This window comes from Ochrobactrum sp. EDr1-4, assembly GCF_049199085.1.
GTDB lineage: Bacteria > Pseudomonadota > Alphaproteobacteria > Rhizobiales > Rhizobiaceae > Brucella.
Genome location: NZ_JBLZOF010000002.1, coordinates 356293 through 380113, shown reverse-complemented (window position 1 = coordinate 380113; position 23821 = coordinate 356293). Strand labels below are relative to the sequence as shown.

Below are 23821 nucleotides of genomic sequence, written 5' to 3'. Positions count from 1 at the left end.
ACAGATGGACGAAAGGCTTGCAAAAACCATTGCCGCCATCAGGGCATCAGGTGCGGATTGGGGCATTTTCACCAGCCCTGACGGGGTTGCCTATGCATCCGGACATATCGTGGCAATTGAAGCGGGACCATCACCATTTGCTGGTGGTCCTGCCATTGCAGTGGTAGGCAAAAATGGTGAGTGCGGACTTGTTGTCACCAATCTTGAAGCTGGCACCCAAAGCTGGGCCGAATTGATCGTCACCTATGAAGGCTTTTCCTATAAAAGCCCGACCGATATTTTCGCCAATTATTGCGATACGGCTGGCCAGTTATTTGCAAAGCTCGGCGTGAGTGGAACAGTGGCAATTGAGGAAGCAAGCTTTCCATTATCACTGCTGCCACTCATTGAAACATGCAAGCGCGTGTCGATTGGCGATGCGTTTAAACGCGAACGCATGATCAAAACATTAGCGGAAATTGCGTTGCTACGCGAGGCCGCATTAACAGCATCAGCCGGGCAGCGGACATTTCTCGAGAAGACCAAAGCAGGCCGTACCGAGCTTGAAGTCTTTGCCGATATAAGACTTGCGATGGAAAGCCGTGCCGGCGAACGCTTGCCGCTGACCGGCGATTTCATCTCCGGCAAAGAGCGTACATCGGCATTTATGGGCTGGCCGACGAACCGGACGATACAAACCGGCGATCCGCTGATTTGTGATCTAGCACCGCGCGTCAATGGCTATTGGGGTGATAGTTGTGCATCGGCCATGCTTGGAAAGCCAAGCGCAGGTTTTGGAAAGCAGTTCAAGGCAGCAAAATCGGCGCTTGATTTGGCCATTGAGATTATCCGCCCGGGGCTTGGTATCGGCGAACTCGATCAGAGATTACAGGCGCATATCGCGGCCCATGGTTACAGCTATGCTCACCATTCCGGCCACTCGATCGGCACATCTGTGCATGAATGGCCAAGGCTCGTCGGCTATGAAACCGAGAGCTTTAAAAAGGATATGGTGGTTATGGTCGAACCGACCGCCTTTGACCCTGACATTGGCGGTGTGAGGCTCGAATTTATGCTGCACGTCACAGAAAATGGCTGCGATGTGCTAACCGATTTCGAGCATCAGTTGTCTATAGATTAAACGGTCGGATGCAGACAGGTGTGCCGATTTCTATCCGCTTGCCTGTGTCGGTTAGTTTACCTGATGAACGATCTCTCGAGAATATATTGATGCAATCGCTGTTCTGGTTGGCAACCAGAAGCCAGTTGCCGTCTGGTGTCAGCGTAAAATTGCGCGGTGTTTTTCCGCCCGTAGGCACGAAACCTAGATCGCTCAAATTCCCGTTTTGCTGATCAATACTAAAAGCGGCAATGCTGTCATGGCCTCGATTGGAGCAATATAAATGTGCACCATCCGGCGAGATATGAATATCTGCACCGTGGGATTCTACGCCCGATGGTATCGTCGCCCAACTTTGAACAAGCTGCATTTCGCCGCCATTGCGATGAATGAGTGAAACAGTGGAGTTCAGTTCATTGGCAACATAGATAAAACGACCATTTGGGTGCTGCGCGATGTGGCGCGGTCCGGCACCGGGTGACACAGCAACGCTTGCCTGTCTTTCGAACTGCCCTTGCTCATCGACGCGATAGGCAATCACTTCATCAAGCCCAAGGTCAGCAGACAGGAAAATTCCGCCGTCTGGAGTTTCGACTATGCAGTGAGGATGGCTGCGTTCCTGCCGTTCGCTGTCCGGACCTAGCGAACCTTCATGGCGCACAGAACCTGTTACAGAACCGAGACTGCCGTCATCATTGATAGGAAGGGCAACGAGAGACTGATCTGGGCCACCGCTCCCCATTGCATAATTGGCAACCAGCACGAACTTTCCGTCACGGCTGATGGTATTGTGCGCCGTTATACTACCCTGACAGGCTTGCTTGTTGAGGTAGACCAGTTCGCCTTTTTCACCATCAAAACGATAGGCGCTCACGGCGCCCTCATGCCACCCAAACACTTCAGAATTGGCATAGATTACGCCGGAGACAGGATTAACGCTAAGGTAAGTTGGATTGTCGACAGAGGAGGTGCTGCAAATGCGCTGGGCGTCACCGGTGGCGGTATCGAATGCATAGATTGAAAGGCCTTTGCCACGCGCACCCTGAAAATAGGGTGCTTCACGATTAACTGAGCCCACTGCCAGATAAAGTTTACTCACGCATTCCTCCAATGCAATTCACGTCGATTGATCCATCCCTTATTGCCTGCCGACATGCAAGCTTGGGGCGGCAACTTGAGTTCGGGGCATCGCTATTTTGATGATTATCTGCACAATAGGTTTAGCCCGAATCTAACTGCAATGGAGTGTAGAGCCGATGCAAAGAATTACCATAACTGTCGATGATGATCTTATGACAGAGTTGGATGCTTTGATTGCTCTGAAAGGATACGCCAATCGCTCCGAGGCTGTGCGTGATCTGGTCCGTGCGAGTATCAAAGATACCGCAATTGCATCTGACGCAACCAGCGAATGTGTTGGAGTGTTAAGCTATGTTTATCAACATGATGCGCGTGATCTTGCAAAAAAATTGACAACGTCACACCACGAACATCATCACATGTCTGTTGCCTCGCTGCACGTGCATATGGATCATGAATTATGCCTTGAAGTTAGCCTGCTTCGCGGCGAGGTGAAAGCGGTGAAAGAGTTTGCAAACTCCATCATTTCGCAGCGGGCTGTCGTGTACGGCGATGTTTCAATTATTCCCCACCAGAACAATCATCATCACGATTGACGCTGAATAGAACAATTCATACAGGACTTTAGTTCTAAATTCGATAATATCATATTGAAAACATTGATTTAGACTGATTGCTCTGTTTAATGCATGTGTGTTTTGTTTTAGCAGTCACCAGCTACTTGATAGTGGACAATTATGGATCTGACCGTTCTCATATTCTTGCTTGTATATCTTGCGATGGGTTGCGGAACTTTACCAGGTTTTAAGGTTGATCGGACGGGCGCTGCAATCATTGGCTCGCTCGCAATGCTTGTGGCAGGCAGTATCACTGCGCAAGCTGCATGGAACGCGATTGATTACAAAACCTTGGGCATGTTGTTTGGCCTGATGGTCGTATCAGCCGGATTTTCTGTTTCTGGCTTTTATGGCTGGGTTGCAAAGCGCGTAACAGAGCTACCATTATCGCCGCCGCTATTGGTCGGCGTCATGATTGTTATGGGCGCTTCGTTCTCAGCGTTTCTGACAAAAGATGTGGTCGCAGTGGCTATGACGCCCTTGCTGGTTTCGGTGAGCTTGGCGCGCGGGCTTAATCCTGTGCCATTTCTTTTGGCTTTCTGCTTTGCCGTTAATACCGGTTCAACAGCCACTTTGATCGGTAGCCCGCAGAATATGATTACCGCTCAGCAATTGGGTTTGTCGTTTAACGGGTTCCTGAAAATAGCTGTTATTCCCGCACTGCTTTCTCTGCCGATTGTCTGGGGCGTTATCGTTTTCGCATATCGGGGCCGCTGGGAGCTGAAGGCACCTTCGACCAAAGGCGACGATGTCTCGCAGGCGAGTGAAATTGACGTTCTAGAGACAATAAAAACCGGACTCGTAGCAATTGTCGTCATTGGGTTCTTTGTTTTCAGTGATTTCCCACGCGAGCTTGTTGCTATGGCTGGTGCCGGTATCCTGCTTGTAAGCCGTAAAGTTTCATCGAAAGACATGCTCAAACAGGTCGATGGCGATCTGCTGCTTTTGATCATGGGGCTTTTCATTGTAAATGCAGCGATAGCCGGAACAGGCATTCCGCAGGATTTGCTCAACCATTTACGCGAAGCCGGTCTTAATTTGAATGATCCGCTTTCACTGCTTTTTGTTGGCGGCGTCTTAAGCAATCTGGTTGGAAACAATCCAGCCGTCATGCTGTTGGTGCCTTATCTTCATTCTGGCCCTGATGCCGATGCATTGGGTGCTGCTTTGGCTTTGGGGACAGGTTTCTCAAGTAATATGATCGTCTTTGGCAGCCTCGCTGGTATTATCGTTGTTGAACAAGCTGGTGCGCGTGGCATTAAAATATCATTTATGGAGTTTGCCAGAACTGGCGCAATTGTGATGTTTTTATGTATGATCGTTGCTGCTTCCTGGATATTTGTTTTAACCAAATTCTAGTTGATAAGATTTATTGCAAAATTTCTGAAAATTTAAGTTTGCTTGATAAGCATATCAATACTGTAAATAGATGCCGATGTATTAATCCTGATCTCAGAAATTTATTTATTTATTTGTAAAATAAGTATTGCTCCGTAACGATGCGATTGCTAGCTTGACTACGGTGGTTTAATCGAGGGGAGCTATCTTATGGGCTGCTGCATGCCGACTCCCCATTGTCTTTGTACGGAGGTTACGTATGCATTTCACGCCGCGAGAGATTGACAAGCTCATGATTCATACGCTGGCGATTGTCGCGCAGCGTCGTAAAGACCAGGGTTTGAAGCTCAATCATCCTGAAACCGTATCTTTGATTGCTGCCGCCGCCCTTGAAGGCGCGCGCGCTGGAAAGACGCTCGAACAAGTCATGGAATTGGCGCGTAAGACCATCACCAAAGATGATGTGATGGAGGGTGTCGTTGAGATGATCCCTTACGTGCAGGTTGAAGCTGTTTTCACTGATGGCAGCCGTCTCGTTACCGTTCACGATCCAATCCAGTAACCCCCGCAGGGAGGCTTAGTTATGGCTGAAGATAAAGCAAAGACTCCTGTTGGAGGATTGGTTCTCGGTAAAGGCGATATTGAAATCAACGCCGGCTATCCAACAACAACTTTGAAAGTCCGTAATAAAGGCGACCGTCCAATTCAGGTTGGCTCGCATTATCACTTTTTTGAAGTGAACGCCGATCTGGAGTTTGATCGCGAGCAAGCTTTTGGCAAGCGCCTGAATATTCCTGCAACAACCGCTTTGCGTTTTGAGCCGGGCGATGAAAAGCAGGTCGTTCTTGTTCCTTATCAGGGCAAGCAACGCGTTCTCGGGTTCAACGGCCTGGTGAATGGTTGGGTTGGCGAAGAAAGCTACAACGAATCCCGCCCACGTCTGACGGATGCAATGGAGCGTGTTGCGCGCTACGGCTTTAAAAATAAGCCGTAATTGCCCGCCCCAACATCAGCGAACAGGATAGTGAAATGGCTAAAATCTCAAGGCAGCAATATTCGGATTTGTACGGTCCGACCACAGGCGACAAAATCCGTCTGGGCGATACTGATCTTTACATCGAGATTGAAAAAGACCTTCGCATCTATGGCGAAGAAGCGGTTTACGGCGGCGGCAAAACGCTGCGTGACGGCATGGGCTATGACAACGAACTGACGAGTGCCGCTGGTGCACCGGATCTTGTCATTACCAATGTCACAATCGTTGACGCCATTCAGGGCGTCATCAAGGCCGACGTAGGCATTAAAAACGGCCTGATTTACGGCATCGGTAAAGCAGGCAACCCGTCCACCATGTCAGGCGTTACACTGCCGCTCGGACCGGGAACGGATGCGATCTCCGGTGAGCATCTGATCCTGACGGCTGGTGGCATCGATGCGCACGTACACTTCATTTCGCCACAGCAGGCAGAAGCCGCTCTCAGCAATGGCGTGACCACGCTTTTTGGCGGTGGTATTGGTCCATCGGACGGCACCAACGGCACGACGATTACGCCGGGAACGTGGAACATCGAAATGATGCTGCGTTCATTTGATAGCTGGCCCGTCAATGCGGGCGTTTTGGGCAAGGGCAACTCTTCTTCAGTTGTGACTATCGAAGAGCAGCTTCGCGCTGGTGCCATGGGCCTCAAAATCCATGAAGATTGGGGCAGTACACCGGAAGCAATCCGTACATCGCTCACGGTTGCTGATGCATTTGACGTACAGGTTTGTATCCACACCGATACGCTCAACGAAGCTGGTTTTGTTGAAAATACCATTGCCGCTTTTGAAGGCCGCACCATCCACACCTATCACACTGAAGGTGCTGGCGGCGGTCACGCACCGGATATTATCCGCGTTGCAGGTCAGCCGAATGTTATTCCAAGCTCGACCAACCCAACGCTGCCATATGGCATCAATTCGCAGGCCGAATTGTTTGACATGACTATGATCTGCCACAACCTCAGCCCGAAAATTCCGACCGACGTTGCTTTTGCTGAAAGCCGCGTGCGCCCGGAAACCATTGCGGCTGAAAACGTGCTGCACGACATTGGTGCAATTTCCATCCTGTCGAGCGATAGTCAGGCAATGGGTCGCGTCGGTGAAAACTGGATGCGTACCATCCAGACCGCACATCTAATGAAGACGCGCTTTGGTGCTTATGAAGGGGACAAGTCCGGCAACGACAACCAGCGTGTGCTGCGTTTCGTGTCCAAAGTGACCATCAATCCAGCAATTGCTCAGGGCGTGTCCCATGTGGTTGGCTCGATTGAAATCGGCAAAATGGCCGATCTGGTGCTCTGGGAGCCAGCATTCTTCGGTGCCAAGCCGAAAATGGTCATCAAGGGCGGTATGATTTCATGGGCCTTGATGGGCGATCCGAATGCATCGCTGCCAACGCCACAGCCAGTGATCTATCGTCCGATGTATGGCGCATTTGGGTCGGCATTGCCAAAAACCCGCGTGACATTCACGTCGGCTGCAGGTTTTGAGCATGGCATCGTGGATCGTTACGAGCTGAAATCACAGGTCATGCCGGTTTATAACACGCGCGCTATCAGCAAGGGTTCAATGGTTCGCAACAATGCGTTGCCGACGATTGAGGTGAACCCGGAAACATTCGCGGTTACCGTGGACGGCAAGCACGCTACCGTTGAGCCAGCGACGAATGTTCCTTTGACACAGCTTTACTTCTTTAGCTGATGTGAAATCTGCGGGAGGGAGCTATCCCTCCCGCTTTCAAATATAAAATGTAATGCCTGAAAGTGTATGCTTTTGCGGCACTTTTCAGTGGCCGATATGAAGCGATAAGCTTCCGGAGGAACTATGATTCTCGTTGAGAAAACACTCGGTAACATCAAGGATTCCGTGTGGCATGATCGTTCGCATCATGCACAGGTTGATTATCTTGCTCTTGAGCAATGGGAAGCTCCAAAAAGCCGTTTGCGTAAGGAAAGCGAAGGTGGCGTAGAGCTTGCCATTTCACTTCCGCGTTCCGAGCATCTGCATGATGGTGATGTTCTTTATTACGACGAAGCCGCGAAAATTATCGTTGTCGCACGCATAGCGCTCAAGGAAGTGATGGTCATTGAGCTTGAAGGGCTGGAAGAACTCGCACCTCAAGAAATCCTCCGCATTTGCTTTGAGCTGGGTCATGGTCTGGGCAATCAGCATTGGCCAGCGGTGATTAAAGGCACAACGGTTTATGTGCCGCTGTCTGTTGATCAGAAAGTCATGGCCTCTGTCATGCGCACCCATGCGTTTGATCGCGTAAAGACGCATTTTGCACCGGGCGAAGAAGTTGCAGCGAAGCTTGATGCCAAAGAAGTACGGATGCTTTTTGCGGGCGCCGACGCGACACCGCATCATCATCACGATCTTCACAAGCATGAGCACGCGCATTCGCACGATCACTCCCATAAACACGGCCACGAACATTCTCACGGTGACCATTCTCACTCTCATGATCATAGCCATGAACACAGTCATGACCACGATCATTCGCATGGCCATCATCACGGGCACGATCACAGGTAAGCAATGTCAGGCATAAAGAACGAAGAACCGCGTTCTATGCAGGATATGGTTCTTTTGGCGAAACTGCTGCAATTCTCGGATTCAACCTTGCCGGTTGGTGCTTTTGCATTTTCAAACGGGCTTGAATCTGCCCTACAGACCGAGGTTGTAAAAAACCCGGAAAGCCTGCATCAGTTTGTCAATCTGGTGGTTCGACAGGCCGCTCATATGGACGGCATTGCATTTCTTCATGCCCATCGCGCCATTCTGGCGGGAGATTATGAAACTGTGCTTGCCGCTGATCATGAAGTCTGGGATCGCCGGGTGGGCGAAGAGCAACAGCTTATGCTGGCCCGAATGGGTAAGAAATTCGCTGAATTGTCTCTCAAGATCAGCGATTTTCCGCCGCTTGAGCGCTGGCTGAAAGACATCAAATCCGGCACCACACCCGGATGTTTTCCAATCGGTCAGGCATTGGCTTTGGCACATATGGGCGCAGATGAACGGCAAGCTTTTGTTGTCCATCAATATGGCGTTGCATCGATGATCTTGAGCGCTGCTATGCGGTTGATGCGCATTGACCATCTCGACACGCAACGCATTTTATTCGCAACGCAGAGCCGGGTTGAAAGCGACTATGAGGATGTGCACGGTCTGGGGCTAGATGAAATGTCCAGTTTCGCACCGATCTTCGATGTTTTGGTCGCGCATCACACGAAAACGCATGTCCGTCTATTCATGAACTGATTACGTTTCGAAATAGGAATAAACCATGAAGAAAATTACACGTATTGGTATCGGTGGACCTGTTGGTTCGGGCAAGACGGCGGTTATTGAAACGATCACGCCACGGCTGATTGAAATGGGCATCAAGCCGCTCATCATTACCAATGACGTTGTGACGACAGAAGACGCAAAGCAGGTTCGTCGCACACTCAACGGCATTCTGATCGAAGAAAAGATTGTTGGCGTTGAAACCGGCGCTTGCCCGCATACGGCAGTGCGCGAAGATCCGTCGATGAACATTGCAGCGGTCGAAGAGCTGGAAGAAAAGTATCCGGACAGCGACGTTATTCTGATTGAATCGGGCGGCGATAACCTCACGCTCACATTCAGCCCAGCTCTCGCCGATTTCTATATTTACGTGATCGATGTGGCTGCTGGCGACAAGATTCCTCGCAAGAATGGCGCGGGCGTTTGTCAGTCCGATATTCTCGTCATCAACAAAAAGGATCTCGCACCTTATGTTGGCGCGAGCCTTGAAGTGATGGACCGCGATTCCAAGCTGATGCGTGGCAAAAAGCCATTTGTTTTCACCAATTGCAAAACGGGTGAAGGTATTGATGATCTGATGAAGCTCATTCTCGATATGGCTCTGTTTGACGTTAAGCCAGTTCTCGCTACCGAAGCCGCTGGGTAAACTCATGAGCCTTCACGAGCGACTAAGCCGACTTGATGCAGCCCGTGAGCTGAACTCGTATCAAACCGAGCCAGCTCAGATGCGTGCTGCCGGACCCGGAAAAATCGGCGAGTTGCGTCTGGGCTTTTCTATTCGCAACGGTCGCTCGGTGCTGCATGATCTTTATCGTGTGGCTCCGCTTCTGGTTCAGCAGGCGCTTTATTGGGACGAAGCGATGCCTGAGCTGCCGATTTGCTCCATCATCTCGATTGGCGGCGGCATTTTGCAGGGTGATCGCTACAAGATCGATATTCATGTTGGTGAAAATGCTTGTGCTCAGGTGACATCACAGGGCGCAAACCGTGTTCACCAGATGGATGCAAATTATGCCTCGCAATATCAGACGGTTACGGTAGAAGCAGGGGCTTATCTCGAATATTTGCCCGATTTCACAATACCTTATCGCAACTCTCGCTTCATCAACCAGACGGAAATCGTCATTGATGAGAGTGCGACGCTGATCTATGGCGAGATGATGATGACGGGACGAAAGCATCATCATGAAGACGAGCGCTTCGGCTTCGATTTGCTCTCCATGTTTGTCTCTGTGAAGCGGCCAAATGGTAAGCGCCTGTTTACGGATAAGGTGCTGATCGAAAAAGGTAATCCAACGATAGATTTTGCGGGCGTCATGCGCGGCTTTGATGCCTTTGCAAATATTGTCTGCGTCACACCGCCTGATGTTGCTGCACGTATCAAGGAGCGCGTCGAGGTAAACTTCAGCACTGATGCGCCACGCGCAATTTCGGGCGTATCCATGCTGCCCAATAATGCCGGTCTTATGCTGCGTACCGCAGGTATCGAGAGCTATGACGTGCGCGCTGAGGTGCGAAATTTCTGGAAAATTGTTCGTGAAGAAGCCCGTGGGCGTACTCTGCCAGAAGAGTTTCTCTGGCGTTAAAAATCGAAAAGCGGCTTCGATGGGTTGAGAGGGGATACTGAGATGGCAGAGAAGAAAGTTAGTTTTCCAATCACCTGCCTTCGTGGGGCGGGGCAGGTTTTCTTCATGGAAAACGCCTTTACCGGCGTAATGTTTTTTGCAGCAATCGCCTATGCGTCTTATGCGACCGGCATTTGGGCCACCACGATTGGCGCGGTCATTGGCCTGATCGTTGCCACGCTGACCGCTCAGCTGCTCGATTGCGATAAGCCATCCGTTAATTCAGGTCTTTTCGGCTTCAACGGCATTCTTGTTGGCGTAGCACTGCCAACCTTCATCGCAGCAACACCACAGCTCTGGTTTTATATCATTATCGGATCAGCACTAAGCACGGTCATCACAGCCACATTCGGCGCAACGCTTACGAAAAGCTGGGGCATACCCGGGTCAACAGGCCCGTTCGTGCTGACCGGCTGGCTGATGGTCGCTGGTGCTTATTCGTTTGGCGCACTTGATGTTACCGGCGATGCTCCAAAACTCGTCTCCGACTATATTGCAGGTGCTGCGACCATTCCGGCCACTATTGAATTGGTGCAAATCTTCTTCCGCAACATTGCGCAAGTATTTTTGCTCGGCAATGAGGTAAGTGGCGCTTTGATCCTGATCGGCATTTTCGTCGCTTCAAGACAGGCGGGCATTGCGGCAGCGCTCGGATCGCTGATCGCCATGATCACAGCAATTGGCATGCGCGCTGATCCGGCAACGGTTGTTCAGGGGCTTTATGGATTTAGTCCAGTGCTGACAGCGATTGCAGTCGGTGTGATTTTCCTGAAAACCGATGGAAAAGTCATCGTTTACGCCGTGCTTGCAACCATTGTCACCGTGTTCATTCAGGGTGCCTATGATGTGCTCATGGCCCCAATGGGACTACCGTCATTCACAGCACCCTATGTGCTTACACTTTATCTGTTTATCGCACCGAAGAAACTTTTCGCACCGCATCCTCATAAGCCGGTCGCCAAGCATCTTGTCAGCGATAAGTAATTTTTGAAATAGGAACCGATGGCTCTGAATTTCAGTTCTGAAGGAAAAAGAACATGCAAACTATAAGTGCTGGCGACACAGCTTTTCTTCTGATTTGTACGGCGCTGGTCTGTATGATGACCCCGGCTTTGGCGCTTTTTTACGGTGGTCTTGTTCGCCAGCGTGATGTGCTGTCCATCATGATACAGAACTTCGTCTGTATGGGTGTGATCGGCCTGATCTGGGTTTTTGGTGGTTTCAGCCTTGCCTTCGGCCCGTCAATCGGCGGTGTCATTGGTGACATCACCACCTATTTTGGCATGTACCATGTGGGTATTGAACCAAATCCGCAATACGCAGCGAATGTTCCTTTCATTCTGGTATTTGCTTATCAGATGATGTTCGCGATCATCACGCCTGCGCTGATGACCGGTGCCTTTGTCGGGCGCTTTAAGTTTGGTGCGTATCTGTTCTTCATAGCCTTCTGGACCATTCTGGTTTACCTGCCAGCAGCGCATTGGGTTTGGGGTGGCGGCTTCCTTGCAAAACTTGGCGTTGTCGATTTTGCGGGCGGTATCGTCATTCACGCTTCTGCCGGTTTCTCTGCATTGGCTGCTGCGAAATATCTCGGTAAGCGCAAGCTCGCAGCCGGTGAAAAAGAATCACAGCCTGCCAGTTTGCCGCTTGTTGCAATCGGTGCAGGTCTGCTCTGGTTCGGTTGGTTCGGCTTTAACGCGGGTGGCGCTTATGCGGCTGACGCATTGGCCGCTTATGCTTTCACCAACACAATGCTTGCAGGCTCTATCGCCATGCTCGTCTGGATGTTCTGGGAGTGGAAAGAATCCGGTCGTCCGTCGTTCTCTGGCGTTCTTGTTGGCGCAGTGACCGGTCTTGCAACGATCACGCCTGCTGCCGGTTACGTTGAGCCGATGACCGCACTGCTTATCGGTGCCATCGGCGCTTCGGTCTGCTTCAATGCAAAATATGTACAGAAGTGGCTCAAAATCGATGACACGCTGGAAGTCTGGCGCGCGCATGGTGTTGGCGGCATGACAGGGGCGATCCTGATCGGTGTAACGGCCAGCTCCAGCATTAATGCTGTTTCGGCAAGCGCGTATCAGCTCGGCATTCAGGCAATGGCTGTGGCTATCGTCGCGGCTTATGCCTGGATTATCACGATGATCCTGCTCAAAATCCTTGATGCTTTCGGTCATCTGCGCGTGCCGGAAGAAGTGCAGGTCGAGGGTCTCGACGATAATCTCTACGGAGAAAATGCTTTCAGCCTTTGGGGTATGAAAAAGCACATGGACAAGTAAATCGTCCATTGAATAACGCAAAAGCCCGCATCTACTCGTTGCGGGCTTTTCTTTCAATTTCTCATGCACTTAAAGCAAAATAAAATTCTTATTTTATCGATATATTGTTTGCCTCCCCCAAATACTGCGGTAAGATGTTTTTGGAAAAAGATCATACTCCGGGGGTTAGAGATGAATTTCAAATCCGTTTCGGTTGCAGCCATTGTTGCACTTGCATGTGCGTCATCAGCCTATGCCCAGCCCAAGGATACGCTGGTTCTGGCGATCGGTGGTGAGCCGGATAACGGATTTGATCCCCTCGCGGGATGGGGCGGCTATGGAAACCCGCTGTTCCAATCGACATTGTTGCGCCGTGATGTGAACCTTGAGACTGCACCTGATTTAGCAACAAGTTGGACGCTGTCTGACGACCGAAAGGTCTGGACAATCAAATTGCGCGATGACGTGCAGTTTTCTGATGGAACACCCGTCACGGCAGAGGATGTTGCTTTTACATTCAATACAGCCAAAGCATCCGCAAACGCGATTGATTTGAGCGTTATGGAAAAAGCCGACGCTATCGATAAAGACACGGTTCAGATTTTGCTTAGCAAACCGTGGATCACTTTTGTCGAAGCATTCTATACGCTCGGCATTGTGCCTGCGGCGTCCTATGGTCCTGATTATGGGCGTAAGCCAGTCGGTTCCGGCCCCTATAAGTTTGTAGCCTGGAATGAAGGCGAACAGCTTATCGTCGAGCGCAACGACGCTTATTATGGTGATAAGGGGCCATTTAAGAAAATCACGTTCCTTTTCACGGGTGAGGCGCCGGGGTTGGCTGCAGCAAATGCTGGCGCAGTCGATATGGTCGCTGTTCCGGCACAGTTGGCGGATGCTGTTCCAAATGGCTTTCAAGCAATACCGGTACAAACCGTTGATAATCGCGGTCTGAGCCTGCCCTTTACCAAGCCGCATGACGTCAATGGCCGCAAAGTTGGTAATGCTGTGACGTCAGATCCTGCTATTCGCAAGGCGATCAATATGGGTATTGATCGGAAGCTGGTCGTGGATGTTGCCCTCCATGGTCATGGCACACCTGCATTCGGTCCCGCCGATGGACTGCCATGGGCAGGGAAAGCCGATCAAATCGAGTTTAATCTCGATGGTGCAAAAGCACTTCTCGATGATGCTGGTTGGATGGTTGGAGAAGATGGTATCCGCACAAAAGACGGAGTGAGAGCCGCTTTTCCGATCAACTATCCGGCGAGTGATGCAACGCGACAAGCATTGGCCGAAACATCGGCTGAACTGTTGCGCCCGCTCGGTATTGAAGCAACGCCGCAGGGCGGAAGCTGGGATGCCATCGGACGGGTGATGCATTCCGAACCCGTGGTTTTTGGTTTCGGCAGCCATTCACCTTACCAGCTTTACAGCCTGTTTGCCGAAAAGCTTGGCGGCGTCGAATATATGAACCCGAGCTACTACGCCAGCCCGAAGGTTGAAGAGCTTTTTGAAAAAGCGCAGGGCGCTGGCAGCCTTGAAGCGTCAATGCCTTATTGGTCTGAGGCCGCTGATTATTATGGGCTGAAGGGTGATAATTCATGGGCATGGCTTGTTAATTTCGACCATGTTTATTTCGTCAACAAGTGCCTTGATCTCGGAAAAACGCAGATTGAGCCGCATGGACATGGTTGGCCAGTCACTGCAACGATTGCCAACTGGCGGTGGACCTGCGAGTGACGGCAAACCTCGCCACTCAGATTTCCTTACGCATTTTGCGTCTTTGTGCGCTGGTGATCTGCGTTGCTTTCGCAGTGTTCCTGCTGATGAAGGCATCGCCGATTGATCCGGTGAACGCGTATCTCGGTCCAGCGATGGCCTATGTTGGGCCAGAGCAAAAAATGCAGATCGCTGCGATTTGGGGATTGGATCGCCCAGTCTATGAGCAGTTTTTGCGATGGGCCGGAAATATTCTCAGTGGTGATCTCGGCTTTAGTATTACGTATAATACGTCCGTTGCCGAGGTGATGAGCACGCGCATCGGTGCTTCGCTGACGCTCACAGGCCTGGCGTGGTTGCTATCCGGGGTGCTCGGCTTTTCTCTCGGGATGGTTTCAGCGGCTTATGAAGGACGCTGGCCTGACCGTATCATTCGGCTTTATTGCTACGTTCTTGCTGCCACGCCAACTTTCTGGCTGGCAATGCTGATGCTCGCGCTGTTCTCAGTGAAACTCGGCTGGACGCCAATATGTTGTGCTGGCCCGATTGGCATTCCTTCGGAAGACGTCACCGTCATAGAGCGTGTTCAGCATCTGATACTTCCTCTGACGGCATTGACGCTTTTTGGTGTAGCGCAGATTGCTTTGCATTCGCGCGCCAAGCTGATTGAGGTACTACAATCAGACTACATTACCTTTGCGCGTGCACAGGGCGCGCGTCAGGGAGACATCATTCTGCGCCATGGCATTCGCAACTCAGCTCTACCAGCTTTGACCGTGTTGTTTGCCTCGATTGGTGAGATTTTCGGTGGAGCCATTCTCGCAGAACAGGTTTTCGCCTGGCCAGGATTGGGGCGAGCTGCCGTTGAAGCAGGTATCCGTGGTGATGTAGCCTTGCTGCTGGCAGTCGCCATGTTGACCACGATTGTTGTTTCAACTGGCAACATGATAGCCGATATTCTTTATCGGGTTGTCGATCCAAGATTGAAGGGGCAAGCATGACGGCTTTCCCTCTTAACGGGCGCATCCGTGCGTTGATCAGCGCCATGTTTGCTCTGGCTATCATTGCTGCTATTTCAATTGGTGCTTGGGTCTATGGCAACGTCGGCGTTCGTTCTGACTTTTCCATACGCAATTTATCACCCTCATTCTCGCATTGGTTTGGCACTGATCAGATGGGGCGCGATATGCTGGCTCGCACGCTGCATGGGTTAACGCTAAGCCTGCGAGTTGGTATTCTGGCAGCAGGATTTTCCGTTGTCATCGCGCTGATTATCGTTCTGCTATCAGGCCTTGGTAAAGCAGCCGATGCGATTGGTAGCTTTGTTACAGATGCCATGCTCGCCATGCCGCATCTGGTTCTGCTTATCCTGATCAGCTTTGCTCTGGGTGGTGGAACTGGTGCCGTGATCATCGCTGTTGCGATTTCGCACTGGCCGCGTTTTGCGCGTATTTTGAGGGCTGAACTTATTCAGGTGCGCGTCGCGCCCTTTGTTGAAGCTTCGCGTAGCTTTGGAAAGTCGCGCAGCTTCATCCTAATCAATCACATCTTGCCGCATCTACTGCCCCAAATGCTGGTTGGCTTTCTGCTGATGTTTCCGCATGCGATTTTGCATGAAGCAGGCCTGACATTCTTAGGCTTTGGTCTGGAGCCATCCCGCCCCGCTATCGGGATTATGCTGTCAGAAGCCATGCAACATATCACTGGCGGCCGCTGGTGGCTCGCCGTCTTCCCCGGTCTTGCACTGTTGATAATGGTGCTGTGCTTCGACTTACTCGCCAATGCATTGCGTCGCCTTATCAGTCCAAAAGAGGCCCACATATGATGCTTGAAATCGATGGTCTGTCTGTTTCCTTCCAACGCTACAATGGTCTGTTCCGCCAGAATTTGATGACGCGATTATCCGATGTGACGCTCAATATCGCAGCAGGTGAAATCGTTGCACTGGTTGGGCATTCGGGAGCTGGCAAAAGCCTGCTCGCGCACGCAATTCTGGGGCTCTTACCAAACAATGCCTTAGCGACCGGGGATATTCTCTTCGGTGGCAAACTGCTTGATGAACACAAGCGCCGTGAGCTGCGAGGCCGAGAGATCGCGTTGCTGCCACAGCAGACGACTTATTTGGACCCAACGGCAAATGTCGGGGCTTTGATCAGCTGGGCGGCAAAACGCGGCGGAAAGCTTTCCAACATTGAAAAACGTTTGAACGATGTTGGACTGGATGGCGACGTTGCCCAACTCTACCCTCACCAACTTTCAGGTGGCATGGCTCGACGTGTGCTTATGGCGCAAACAACAGCAGGCGGCGCGAAACTGATTGTTGCTGATGAGCCAACGGCTGGGCTGGACCCTTCTAATCGGGATATTATTCTGGATAAATTGCGCAAACACGCAAATGGGGGAGGGGGCGCTCTGCTCATTACGCATGATCTGATGCCTGCGCTTTCCTATGCGGATCGTATCGCAATATTGAACGATGGAAAAATTAGTTGTGTGGTGCAAACATCTGCTTTTACTGGAGCAGGGGAAGCGCTTGGCTCACATTACGCAAGATCACTGTGGCGCGCACTGCCACAAAACGAATTCAGTGCCTATGCTTGAAGCCAGAAACCTAAGTGCGAAGTTTGGCAAGCGCCTCGTGTTTGAAGGCGTTTCGCTATCTCTGAAAAGATCGTCAATTTATTGCATTTCAGGACCGTCCGGTTGCGGGAAAACGACACTTGGCCGCATTTTTGCAGGTCTGAATCGGCCCTCTAAAGGCGACGTTACCTTCGATGGTTCCAAACTACCCTCATCGAAGCGCTGGCCGGTGCAATATTTGTATCAATCGCCACTATCCGCCATGAACCCAAGGTGGAAGATCAGAAAAATTATTGCTGAAGCCGGTGAAACGGATGCAGAAACCGCGCGCATGTTGGGCGTTGAAGCCGAATGGGACGATCGTTATCCGCATGAGCTGTCTGGCGGACAATTACAGCGAGTTTCAATTCTGCGCGCTCTTGGCGCAAAGCCAGATTTTCTGGTTGCCGATGAAATAACCTCAGCGCTTGATCCGATTGCGCAAGCACAGATATGGCATCTCCTAATGGGCCTTACCCAAAAATATGAATTAGGCATCGTTGCTATCAGCCATGACACAAGCTTGCTATCCAGAATTGGGGATGCAAACAATCATTTCAGACTGGGTGTTTAAGCCACAAAAATAAAGCCGGGAAAAATCCCGGCTTTATGGTGTTGGGAAACTAAACAGGCAGTCTCTGCTTGACCAAAGTCGTCCAGTAAGAACAACCCCAGGCAATCACATCGTCGTTGAAGTCATACTTTGGATGATGCAGATTGGCGCTTGGGCCATTGCCGATGTTGATCATCGCGCCCGGTACTTCGTTGAGCATGAACGCAAAATCTTCGCCGCCAAGCGTTGCTGGCATATCACGGGTTACGCGTTCAGCGCCTGACACAGCTTCTGCTGCAAGTGCTGCCAATTCTGTTTCGTGCTCGTGATTGACGGTCACCGGATAATTGCGCTGATAGTCGAGTGTCGCCTTTGCACCAAAGGCATCAGCAATGCCCTGAACCGCGCGCGTCAGCTTTTCTTCGACAAGATTGCGGACTTCTTCGCGCAGTGTACGCACGGTTCCGGTCAGTTTGATCGACTGCGGAATGACGTTGAACGCATCGCCACCATGAATAGTGGTAATCGAGATTACGGCGGAATCCAGCGGATCAATCGTGCGTGCCGTTAGAGTCTGAATTGCCTGAATGAGTGCTGCTGTAACAGGGATTGGATCAATCGTATGGTGCGGGGAGGCTGCATGTCCACCGACGCCATCAATTGTAATATCCAGCACATCGACTGAACCCATAATAGGGCCGGAATTGATCGTGAAATTGCCAACTTCGAGGTTGGGACGGTTGTGCATGCCGTAAACTTCGTTGACCGGCCAGCGCTTGAACAGCCCGTCGTCGATCATGGCTTTCGCACCGGCGCCACCTTCTTCGGCGGGCTGGAAAATAACGATGACTGTGCCATCGAAAGCCCGGCTTTTTACCAATTCGCGAGCAGCACCCAGAAGCATAGTCGTATGGCCATCATGGCCGCAGGCATGCATCTTTCCCGGCACTTTGGATGACCATTCTGCGCCGGTTTCTTCAAGGATCGGCAAGGCGTCCATATCAGCACGCAGGGCAATCGCGCGGCCTGATTTGTTGGTCTGGCCACGAATGACGCCAACAACGCCTGTGCGGCCAATGCCTGTTACGACTTCATCAAGGCCAGCAGCGCGCAAAGCTTCTGCCACCTTTTCTGCGGTGCGATTGACATCATAAAGGAGTTCCGGGTTTTCGTGCAGATCACGGCGGAAGGCGATAAGTTCGTCAAGCTGGTTCGAAGTCCAGTTTTCAACCGGCATTTCAGGCTCCTTGTTCTTGTGCCTCAAGGCTGTAACGGAAGTCGCAATGGCTTGCGCCCTTCATGATCGTCTGGGTGCGTTCCAGTTTCATTTCGGGGTTGTAGCCGATGCAGAAATCACCATCGCGATTACACGAGAGCAGGTGCCCGATATGACCAAGCCCCATGTCGCGATACATTTCCGAATAGCGGCAGCGCTTCACGTTGAAATCGAAATGATCTTTGCCCTGCGAAAGTACCTCTATTTCGAGTGCATTGTCTTTGGTCCAGAGCGGCAGAATATCGGCAAAGTCCTGCAAGTCTGGGGTGCGACCCAGCTCATCCGCAAACACCTTACCCTGATCAATCGCGGAGCGTGTCACCGCTTCGCCGATTGCTGCCTGAGCTTCTTCTTCGCCTGACCGCTCACGAAGAACCTCATAAACATTTTTGAGAACGAGTGCCTCGATGCGGCGTCGTTCGAGAATTGGCAATTGATTCATGGATCTACCTTTCGCATGAATGTTTGACAGTCTGACTTACAAATTCGGCTCCGTGAGATCTTTGCGCCGTAGCCATGCGAGATAGAAAGGCGCAATCTTTCGAGCAATTGAGTGGAATGGCAGCGGTGCTGGCTCTGAAACCGGAAGTGCGAGTTCTTGCAATGGTTCACCATCAAGAGCGCGCGCAAATTCGCGGCCCATTGCGGTGCCGAGCGCAACGCCACGACCATTGCAGCCGATCCATGCCCAACCATTGGTTCCAAGCTGATGAACACGTGGGAAACGATCCCATGTCATGCCGATGTAACCGCTCCAGACATGCGTCATTTCCGGCTGACCAAGCGCTGGAAATGCTTCTGCCAGATTGTGCGCAGCCTTTTGCTTTACACGTTCTGCAACGTTGTAATTGCCCATAACTACGCCGCCGGTGATAAGACGATTACGTGCGTCGTAACGGAAAAAGCGAAGATCGCCCCGTGTATCAGAAACAGCCTGACGGCCGGGCAGGATCATCGCGCGCAGATTATCGCTAAGCGGTGCTGTTGCCATTTGCCATGACAACACCGGCACGATTGTACGCGCCAGACGTGGGGCAAGGCTTTCCTTTATTTCGCCGGTATAGGCATTGGTCGCAAGCAGAAAGCCTTTTGCACGAACGGTTGCGTTTCCAACGCGCACTTCCCAATGATCGCCCTTACGTTCAAAAGAAGTAACCGGGCTTTGCTCATGAATGATCGCGCCATGACGCTCTGCAGCACCTGCAAGGCCACGTGCCAAAGCCAGCGGATTGATATGGCCGCCTGTCGGGTTGAACATGCCGCCATACCAGAAATCACTGCCCAAGAGCTTTGAGGTGGAAGCGCTGTCGAGATATTCTGCTGGGAAACCAAAGCGTTTCCATGCTTCGACGCGTGCTTGAGACAGTTTAACGCGGCCCGGAGAATGTGCTGGCTGAAACCAGCCCGTCTGTTCGGCTTCTGCTTCGATTTTCTCATCGCGAACAATAGAGAACAGCGTGTCAGCACTGTTGCCAATCAGTTTTGCAAAGCGTTCACCGGCATTGCCATAGCGTTTGGCTATGGCATCTGGTTCAGCCGCAGTCATGGTTGGAATGACTTGTCCATTGTTGCGTCCTGATGCACCCCAGCCAACAGCATTGGCTTCAAGCAGGATAACCCGCTTGCCGCGCTTTGCGAGATGCAGCGCTGCCGAAAGACCTGTGAAACCGCCGCCGACGATTGCAACATCGGCTTCCGTGTCGCTGTTTAATGGCGCGGCGGGTATGCGGGATGGTGCTGTTGCAGCCCAGATGGATGGAGGGAACTGGATATTTTGCATGTTATTAGCCGTTTTCATTCTACGCCGTCTAAGCGGGGTGGCGTCCAGTTTTTGCCGGGAATGGAAGCAAGCAGACGCTGGGTGTATTCATGTTGGGGATTGGCGAAGACATCTGCCGTCTCTCCCGCTTCAGCAATTTCGCCTTTTGACATGACGATGATGCGGTCGCACAATTGCGCCGCTACACGCAGGTCGTGTGTTACAAAGAGCAGCGAAAGGTTGAGCCGTTCGCGCAGGTCAGCCAGCAGGCGCAGAACCTGTGCCTGCACCGAAACGTCGAGCGCCGAAACCGGCTCGTCAGCCACAATAATCCGCGGCTCAAGGGCGAGCGCTCGTGCGATGCCGATACGCTGACGCTGGCCACCCGAAAACTCGTGCGGGAAGCGGTCCGCTGCAGCGGGTGACAGCTCGACCAGTTCAAGCAGTTCACGCGCTTTGGCATGAGCTTGCTTTTTTGGCATGCCGTGGACAATTGGTCCTTGAGCAATCAGGTCCACAACACGGCGCCGCGGGTTGAGCGACGCCATAGGGTCTTGGAAGACCATCTGAATGTCTTTGCGCATAGAGCGCACTTCACGTGCGCTCGCGCTTAAAAAGTCGCGACCATTCACATCAACCTTGCCGCTATCGGCTTCGAGAAGACGTGTCACAATGCGCGAAACTGTTGTCTTTCCTGATCCGCTTTCGCCAACAACGCCAAGCGTTTCGCCCTGACGCAGTATAAAAGACAGGTCTTTGACCGCAGGAACGGCACTGCGCTTGCCACTGAAAAGTCCGCCCTGCGCTTTGAATGTCTTGCGCAGGTTCTCAGCTTTGAGAATGGTTGGCTGGCCTTCAACGGATGCTTTGATTGCAGGAGGCGTCAGTGCCGGAACTGATGCTATCAGCGCCTTCGTGTAAGGGTGCTGAGGGTGGTTGAGTACGTCATTGGCTGGGCCTTCTTCGACCAGTTCTCCGAGCCGCAAGACCGCAACGCGATCGGCAATCTCCGCCACTACGCCGAAATCATGGGTGATGAAAAGAATGCCGGTGTTGTGTTCGCGTTGCAGGTCGCGGATGAGCTTGAGAATTTGCGCCTGTGTCGTGACATCAAGTGCAGTTGTTGGTTCATCGGCGATGATCAGGCGAGGCTTCAAAATCAGCGCCATGGCGATCATGACGCGTTGGCGCTGCCCACCGGAAATCTGATGTGGATAGGCGTTATAGGCTGACTCTGGGTCAGGAATCTTGACCTCGTTCAGCATATCGATCACCGCAGCGTGCCGTTCTTTGCGGCTGAGCTTGGTATGCAACCGCAGCACTTCGTCGATCTGCCAACCAACCGTTTTCTGCGGATTAAGCGCAGTCATTGGCTCCTGAAAAATCATGCCGATGCGGTTGCCGCGCAGCTTTTTCATCTCGGCTTCGCTGAGCGAATAAAGGTCAGTGCCTTCTAGTCTGATAGTACCTTTGGTGACGTGCACATGTGGCTCCGGCAACAGACGCATGATAGCGCCAGCCGAAAGCGATTTGCCCGAACCGCTTTCACCCACAAGGCAAACGATTTCACCCGGCTTGATGGTGAGCGTCAGGTCTTGCAAAGCAAAAGGACGGTCGGCACCTTTAGGCAGAGCAATTTGCAGGTTCTGGATTTCGAGAACGGGAGCCGCAGTCATTTCTTTTTCTGCCTTGGATTGAGCGCGTCGTTCAGGCCTTCGCCAAGCAGGCTGAAGGAAAGCACGGTGAGCAGAATAGCGATGCCGGGAATAACCGAGCAGAACCAGTCGGTACGTAGCACCGCACGACCCTGACCAATCATATTGCCCCAGCTTGCATAGTTGGGGTCGCCAAGACCGAGGAACGCGAGCGCACTTTCCATCAGGATAGATGTGGCCATCACAACAGATGCGAAGACGACGACTGGCGGCAGCGCATTTGGCAAAATTTCACGGAAGATAATCGATAGATTGCCGACACCGAGATTGCGCGCCGCATCGACAAATTCGCGTTTGCGCAGTGCGAGGAACTCGGCACGGACCATGCGTGCTGGTGCAGTCCACGAAACAATGCCGATGCAGATGATGATGTTTTCAATTGAAGAGCCGAAAATTGCAACCAATGCCAGCAGCAGCACAAAGCTTGGAATGGTCTGAAATGCTTCGGTTATGCGCATCAGCGTGTCATCAACCCAGCCACCATAATAGCCAGCCAAAGCACCGATGATAATTCCGATGGCTATCGAAATCATCGTCGCTACGACGCCGATGAGCAACGAAATACGCGCGCCATGGAAGATGCCGGCCATAATATCACGGCCAAGCTGGTCAGTTCCAAGCGGCGTTGCGGCATTGATGAATGGCCACGTCAGAGGATTGCCAGCACGGCGCAGAGGATCACCGGGCGCAATAACGTCGGCAAAAACGGCTATTAGCACAACGACAATGAAGAGAATGAGCCCTAGCACGGCAGCGCGGTTGCGGCTGAAACGTTGCCACAAGACGCGAGTGCGGGAAGCCTGAGGGCGAGGGAGGGAGACGTCCTGAATTGTCATGACAGTTCGATCCTGGAATCAAGCCGCGCATAGATAAGATCAGTGATGAAGTTCACGATCACCACCAGTATCGAGCACAGAAAGATGATGCCCATCAAAGTGTTGAGGTCGCGCTTGATGACCGATGTGTAGGCGAGTTGGCCAAGGCCGGGCAGTGAGAAAATCGTCTCAATGACCACCGAGCCGCCAAGCACGGTCGAGAATTGAAGTCCAAGCAGCGTCACAACCGGGAGGAATGCATTGCGCATAATATGATGGAACATCAGGCGCGCACCGCTTGCGCCTTTTGCGCGGGCTGTACGCACATAATCGAGGTCTTCAACTTCCAGAACGCTTGTCCGCATCAGGCGCATATAGAAGGCAACGTAGATTAGTGAGAGGGCAGTTGTCGGCATCACGAGATGCACGGCAATGTCCCAGACGTTCTTCCAACCTGAGTAAAACCCGCCAATGGTCTTGTAGCCGCCCACCGGCAGCCAACCCAGTTTGACTGAGAAAACAAACATCAGGATCAGGCTAAGAAAGAAGCTCGGCATGGCATAGCAAATGAGGCCAAGTGTCGAGATAGCATTATCGGTCAGCGAGTAAGCACGGCGTGCCGCAAAGGCGCCAAGCGCAATACCGAAAACAAATGCAACCGTGAGCGAGGACAACATCAGCAACAGCGTCGGAACGAGACGGTTCAGGAGAACATCCAGCACAGGCTGTTCATAGACATAGGACCAGCCAAAATCGAACTGTGCAAGCTTAGTGATATAGAGCCAAAGCTGAACCCAGACCGGCTGATCGAGGCCATATTCCGCACGCAAATTGGCAACGAATTGCGGGTCGGCGCCACCCATATCACCAACAAGAGCGTCGACGGTGTCGCCGGGCGCAAGTTTGATCAGGAGGAACGAGCCGACCATTATAAGAAGAATGACGGGTATTGCCTGTAAGATGCGCCGAAGCGCAAAACTCAGGATCGGGGGCAAGGACATTGCGGGCTATCCTGCAAA

Annotated in this window: 24 protein-coding genes; 17 read left to right on the top strand and 7 right to left on the bottom strand. The window is 51.9% G+C overall.

Annotated features, from left to right (window positions below):
* The first annotated feature begins 4 nt into the window (after window positions 1-4).
* Window positions 5-1120 (top strand): Xaa-Pro peptidase family protein, encoded by a 1116-nt coding sequence (locus ACOZHT_RS08155; protein ID WP_339509928.1) that lies wholly within the window; start codon window positions 5-7, stop codon window positions 1118-1120.
* On the opposite strand, the gene ACOZHT_RS08150 is transcribed toward ACOZHT_RS08155, so the two are convergent.
* On the bottom strand, window positions 1110-2198 hold the full coding sequence (locus tag ACOZHT_RS08150) for a lactonase family protein (RefSeq protein WP_339509927.1): 1089 nt from the start codon (window positions 2196-2198) through the stop codon (window positions 1110-1112). The genes ACOZHT_RS08155 and ACOZHT_RS08150 overlap by 11 nt on opposite strands.
* A 157-nt stretch (window positions 2199-2355) precedes the next feature.
* Here ACOZHT_RS08150 and nikR point away from each other — a divergent pair, with 157 nt between their 5' ends.
* The 16 genes from nikR (at window position 2356) to ACOZHT_RS08070 (ending at window position 17258) form a co-directional block, all read left to right on the top strand.
* The gene (gene nikR, locus ACOZHT_RS08145; RefSeq protein ID WP_339509926.1) at window positions 2356-2775 is read left to right on the top strand and encodes a nickel-responsive transcriptional regulator NikR; all 420 of its coding nucleotides are present in this window, start codon (window positions 2356-2358) and stop codon (window positions 2773-2775) included.
* Between the two features lie 141 nt (window positions 2776-2916).
* A complete protein-coding gene (locus ACOZHT_RS08140) occupies window positions 2917-4155 on the top strand; it encodes an SLC13 family permease (RefSeq protein ID WP_339509924.1) in 1239 nt (412 codons plus the stop codon).
* 238 nt (window positions 4156-4393) lie between these two features.
* On the top strand, window positions 4394-4696 hold the full coding sequence (locus tag ACOZHT_RS08135; RefSeq protein WP_339509923.1) for an urease subunit gamma: 303 nt from the start codon (window positions 4394-4396) through the stop codon (window positions 4694-4696).
* A 21-nt stretch (window positions 4697-4717) separates the two neighbouring features.
* Window positions 4718-5128: an urease subunit beta gene (locus ACOZHT_RS08130; RefSeq protein WP_339509922.1), complete on the top strand. Its 411-nt coding sequence runs from the start codon at window positions 4718-4720 to the stop codon at window positions 5126-5128.
* A 35-nt stretch (window positions 5129-5163) separates the two neighbouring features.
* Window positions 5164-6876 (top strand): urease subunit alpha, encoded by a 1713-nt coding sequence (locus ACOZHT_RS08125; protein WP_339509921.1) that lies wholly within the window; start codon window positions 5164-5166, stop codon window positions 6874-6876.
* Between the two features lie 123 nt (window positions 6877-6999).
* Window positions 7000-7710 (top strand): urease accessory protein UreE, encoded by a 711-nt coding sequence (ureE, locus tag ACOZHT_RS08120; protein ID WP_339509920.1) that lies wholly within the window; start codon window positions 7000-7002, stop codon window positions 7708-7710.
* A gap of 3 nt (window positions 7711-7713) precedes the next feature.
* Window positions 7714-8436: an urease accessory protein UreF gene (locus tag ACOZHT_RS08115; protein WP_339509917.1), complete on the top strand. Its 723-nt coding sequence runs from the start codon at window positions 7714-7716 to the stop codon at window positions 8434-8436.
* Between the two features lie 25 nt (window positions 8437-8461).
* Window positions 8462-9109 carry an urease accessory protein UreG gene (ureG, locus tag ACOZHT_RS08110; RefSeq protein WP_250042530.1) on the top strand — a complete coding sequence of 216 codons (648 nt, stop codon included), beginning with the start codon at window positions 8462-8464 and terminating at the stop codon, window positions 9107-9109.
* 4 nt (window positions 9110-9113) lie between these two features.
* Entirely contained in the window at window positions 9114-10049 is a 936-nt protein-coding gene (locus ACOZHT_RS08105) for an urease accessory protein UreD (RefSeq protein ID WP_339509911.1), read from the top strand.
* Between the two features lie 42 nt (window positions 10050-10091).
* Complete coding sequence (yut, locus tag ACOZHT_RS08100) at window positions 10092-11072, top strand: urea transporter (protein WP_339509909.1); 981 nt, start codon at window positions 10092-10094, stop codon at window positions 11070-11072.
* A gap of 53 nt (window positions 11073-11125) precedes the next feature.
* A complete protein-coding gene (locus tag ACOZHT_RS08095; RefSeq protein WP_339509907.1) occupies window positions 11126-12367 on the top strand; it encodes an ammonium transporter in 1242 nt (413 codons plus the stop codon).
* A gap of 171 nt (window positions 12368-12538) precedes the next feature.
* Window positions 12539-14086: an ABC transporter substrate-binding protein gene (locus ACOZHT_RS08090; RefSeq protein ID WP_339509905.1), complete on the top strand. Its 1548-nt coding sequence runs from the start codon at window positions 12539-12541 to the stop codon at window positions 14084-14086.
* On the top strand, window positions 14083-15066 hold the full coding sequence (locus ACOZHT_RS08085) for an ABC transporter permease (protein ID WP_339509902.1): 984 nt from the start codon (window positions 14083-14085) through the stop codon (window positions 15064-15066). Before ACOZHT_RS08090 ends, ACOZHT_RS08085 begins: the two co-directional genes overlap by 4 nt.
* On the top strand, window positions 15063-15890 hold the full coding sequence (locus tag ACOZHT_RS08080) for an ABC transporter permease (protein WP_339509899.1): 828 nt from the start codon (window positions 15063-15065) through the stop codon (window positions 15888-15890). Before ACOZHT_RS08085 ends, ACOZHT_RS08080 begins: the two co-directional genes overlap by 4 nt.
* The gene (locus tag ACOZHT_RS08075) at window positions 15887-16666 is read left to right on the top strand and encodes an ATP-binding cassette domain-containing protein (protein WP_421565554.1); all 780 of its coding nucleotides are present in this window, start codon (window positions 15887-15889) and stop codon (window positions 16664-16666) included. The genes ACOZHT_RS08080 and ACOZHT_RS08075 overlap by 4 nt, the downstream gene beginning before the upstream one ends.
* A complete protein-coding gene (locus ACOZHT_RS08070) occupies window positions 16659-17258 on the top strand; it encodes an ABC transporter ATP-binding protein (RefSeq protein ID WP_339509895.1) in 600 nt (199 codons plus the stop codon). Before ACOZHT_RS08075 ends, ACOZHT_RS08070 begins: the two co-directional genes overlap by 8 nt.
* A gap of 49 nt (window positions 17259-17307) precedes the next feature.
* Here the strand turns inward: ACOZHT_RS08070 and ACOZHT_RS08065 are convergent, their stop codons facing one another.
* Genes ACOZHT_RS08065 through ACOZHT_RS08040 form a run of 6 tightly spaced genes read right to left on the bottom strand, consistent with a single transcriptional unit; the run spans window position 17308 to window position 23803 of the window.
* Entirely contained in the window at window positions 17308-18474 is a 1167-nt protein-coding gene (locus tag ACOZHT_RS08065) for a M20 aminoacylase family protein (protein WP_339509893.1), read from the bottom strand.
* 1 nt (window position 18475) lies between these two features.
* Window positions 18476-18955, bottom strand: a complete 480-nt coding sequence (locus ACOZHT_RS08060; protein ID WP_339509891.1) for an L-2-amino-thiazoline-4-carboxylic acid hydrolase — start codon at window positions 18953-18955, stop codon at window positions 18476-18478.
* Between the two features lie 36 nt (window positions 18956-18991).
* Window positions 18992-20293, bottom strand: coding sequence for an FAD-binding oxidoreductase (locus ACOZHT_RS08055; RefSeq protein ID WP_339509889.1), 1302 nt, complete (start codon window positions 20291-20293; stop codon window positions 18992-18994).
* A gap of 14 nt (window positions 20294-20307) precedes the next feature.
* Window positions 20308-21948: an ABC transporter ATP-binding protein gene (locus ACOZHT_RS08050; RefSeq protein ID WP_421565553.1), complete on the bottom strand. Its 1641-nt coding sequence runs from the start codon at window positions 21946-21948 to the stop codon at window positions 20308-20310.
* The gene (locus ACOZHT_RS08045) at window positions 21945-22823 is read right to left on the bottom strand and encodes an ABC transporter permease (RefSeq protein ID WP_339509884.1); all 879 of its coding nucleotides are present in this window, start codon (window positions 22821-22823) and stop codon (window positions 21945-21947) included. Before ACOZHT_RS08045 ends, ACOZHT_RS08050 begins: the two co-directional genes overlap by 4 nt.
* Window positions 22820-23803: an ABC transporter permease gene (locus tag ACOZHT_RS08040; RefSeq protein ID WP_339509881.1), complete on the bottom strand. Its 984-nt coding sequence runs from the start codon at window positions 23801-23803 to the stop codon at window positions 22820-22822. Before ACOZHT_RS08040 ends, ACOZHT_RS08045 begins: the two co-directional genes overlap by 4 nt.
* Window positions 23804-23821: the final 18 nt, after the last annotated feature.

Excerpts from the sequence above, each read along its gene's own strand:
- ACOZHT_RS08130 (WP_339509922.1), top strand. The coding sequence starts at position 4,718 with ATGGCTGAAGATAAAGCAAAGACTCCTGTTGGAGGATTGGTTCTCGGT.
- ACOZHT_RS08060 (WP_339509891.1), bottom strand. The coding sequence starts at position 18,955 with ATGAATCAATTGCCAATTCTCGAACGACGCCGCATCGAGGCACTCGTT.
- ACOZHT_RS08055 (WP_339509889.1), bottom strand. The coding sequence starts at position 20,293 with ATGCAAAATATCCAGTTCCCTCCATCCATCTGGGCTGCAACAGCACCA.
- ACOZHT_RS08115 (WP_339509917.1), top strand. The coding sequence starts at position 7,714 with ATGTCAGGCATAAAGAACGAAGAACCGCGTTCTATGCAGGATATGGTT.
- nikR (WP_339509926.1), top strand. The coding sequence starts at position 2,356 with ATGCAAAGAATTACCATAACTGTCGATGATGATCTTATGACAGAGTTG.
- ACOZHT_RS08065 (WP_339509893.1), bottom strand. The coding sequence starts at position 18,474 with ATGCCGGTTGAAAACTGGACTTCGAACCAGCTTGACGAACTTATCGCC.
- ureE (WP_339509920.1), top strand. The coding sequence starts at position 7,000 with ATGATTCTCGTTGAGAAAACACTCGGTAACATCAAGGATTCCGTGTGG.
- ACOZHT_RS08125 (WP_339509921.1), top strand. The coding sequence starts at position 5,164 with ATGGCTAAAATCTCAAGGCAGCAATATTCGGATTTGTACGGTCCGACC.
- ACOZHT_RS08080 (WP_339509899.1), top strand. The coding sequence starts at position 15,063 with ATGACGGCTTTCCCTCTTAACGGGCGCATCCGTGCGTTGATCAGCGCC.
- ACOZHT_RS08105 (WP_339509911.1), top strand. The coding sequence starts at position 9,114 with ATGAGCCTTCACGAGCGACTAAGCCGACTTGATGCAGCCCGTGAGCTG.
- ACOZHT_RS08040 (WP_339509881.1), bottom strand. The coding sequence starts at position 23,803 with ATGTCCTTGCCCCCGATCCTGAGTTTTGCGCTTCGGCGCATCTTACAG.
- yut (WP_339509909.1), top strand. The coding sequence starts at position 10,092 with ATGGCAGAGAAGAAAGTTAGTTTTCCAATCACCTGCCTTCGTGGGGCG.
- ACOZHT_RS08155 (WP_339509928.1), top strand. The coding sequence starts at position 5 with ATGGACGAAAGGCTTGCAAAAACCATTGCCGCCATCAGGGCATCAGGT.
- ACOZHT_RS08070 (WP_339509895.1), top strand. The coding sequence starts at position 16,659 with ATGCTTGAAGCCAGAAACCTAAGTGCGAAGTTTGGCAAGCGCCTCGTG.
- ACOZHT_RS08095 (WP_339509907.1), top strand. The coding sequence starts at position 11,126 with ATGCAAACTATAAGTGCTGGCGACACAGCTTTTCTTCTGATTTGTACG.
- ACOZHT_RS08045 (WP_339509884.1), bottom strand. The coding sequence starts at position 22,823 with ATGACAATTCAGGACGTCTCCCTCCCTCGCCCTCAGGCTTCCCGCACT.
- ACOZHT_RS08050 (WP_421565553.1), bottom strand. The coding sequence starts at position 21,948 with ATGACTGCGGCTCCCGTTCTCGAAATCCAGAACCTGCAAATTGCTCTG.
- ACOZHT_RS08075 (WP_421565554.1), top strand. The coding sequence starts at position 15,887 with ATGATGCTTGAAATCGATGGTCTGTCTGTTTCCTTCCAACGCTACAAT.
- ureG (WP_250042530.1), top strand. The coding sequence starts at position 8,462 with ATGAAGAAAATTACACGTATTGGTATCGGTGGACCTGTTGGTTCGGGC.
- ACOZHT_RS08090 (WP_339509905.1), top strand. The coding sequence starts at position 12,539 with ATGAATTTCAAATCCGTTTCGGTTGCAGCCATTGTTGCACTTGCATGT.
- ACOZHT_RS08140 (WP_339509924.1), top strand. The coding sequence starts at position 2,917 with ATGGATCTGACCGTTCTCATATTCTTGCTTGTATATCTTGCGATGGGT.
- ACOZHT_RS08135 (WP_339509923.1), top strand. The coding sequence starts at position 4,394 with ATGCATTTCACGCCGCGAGAGATTGACAAGCTCATGATTCATACGCTG.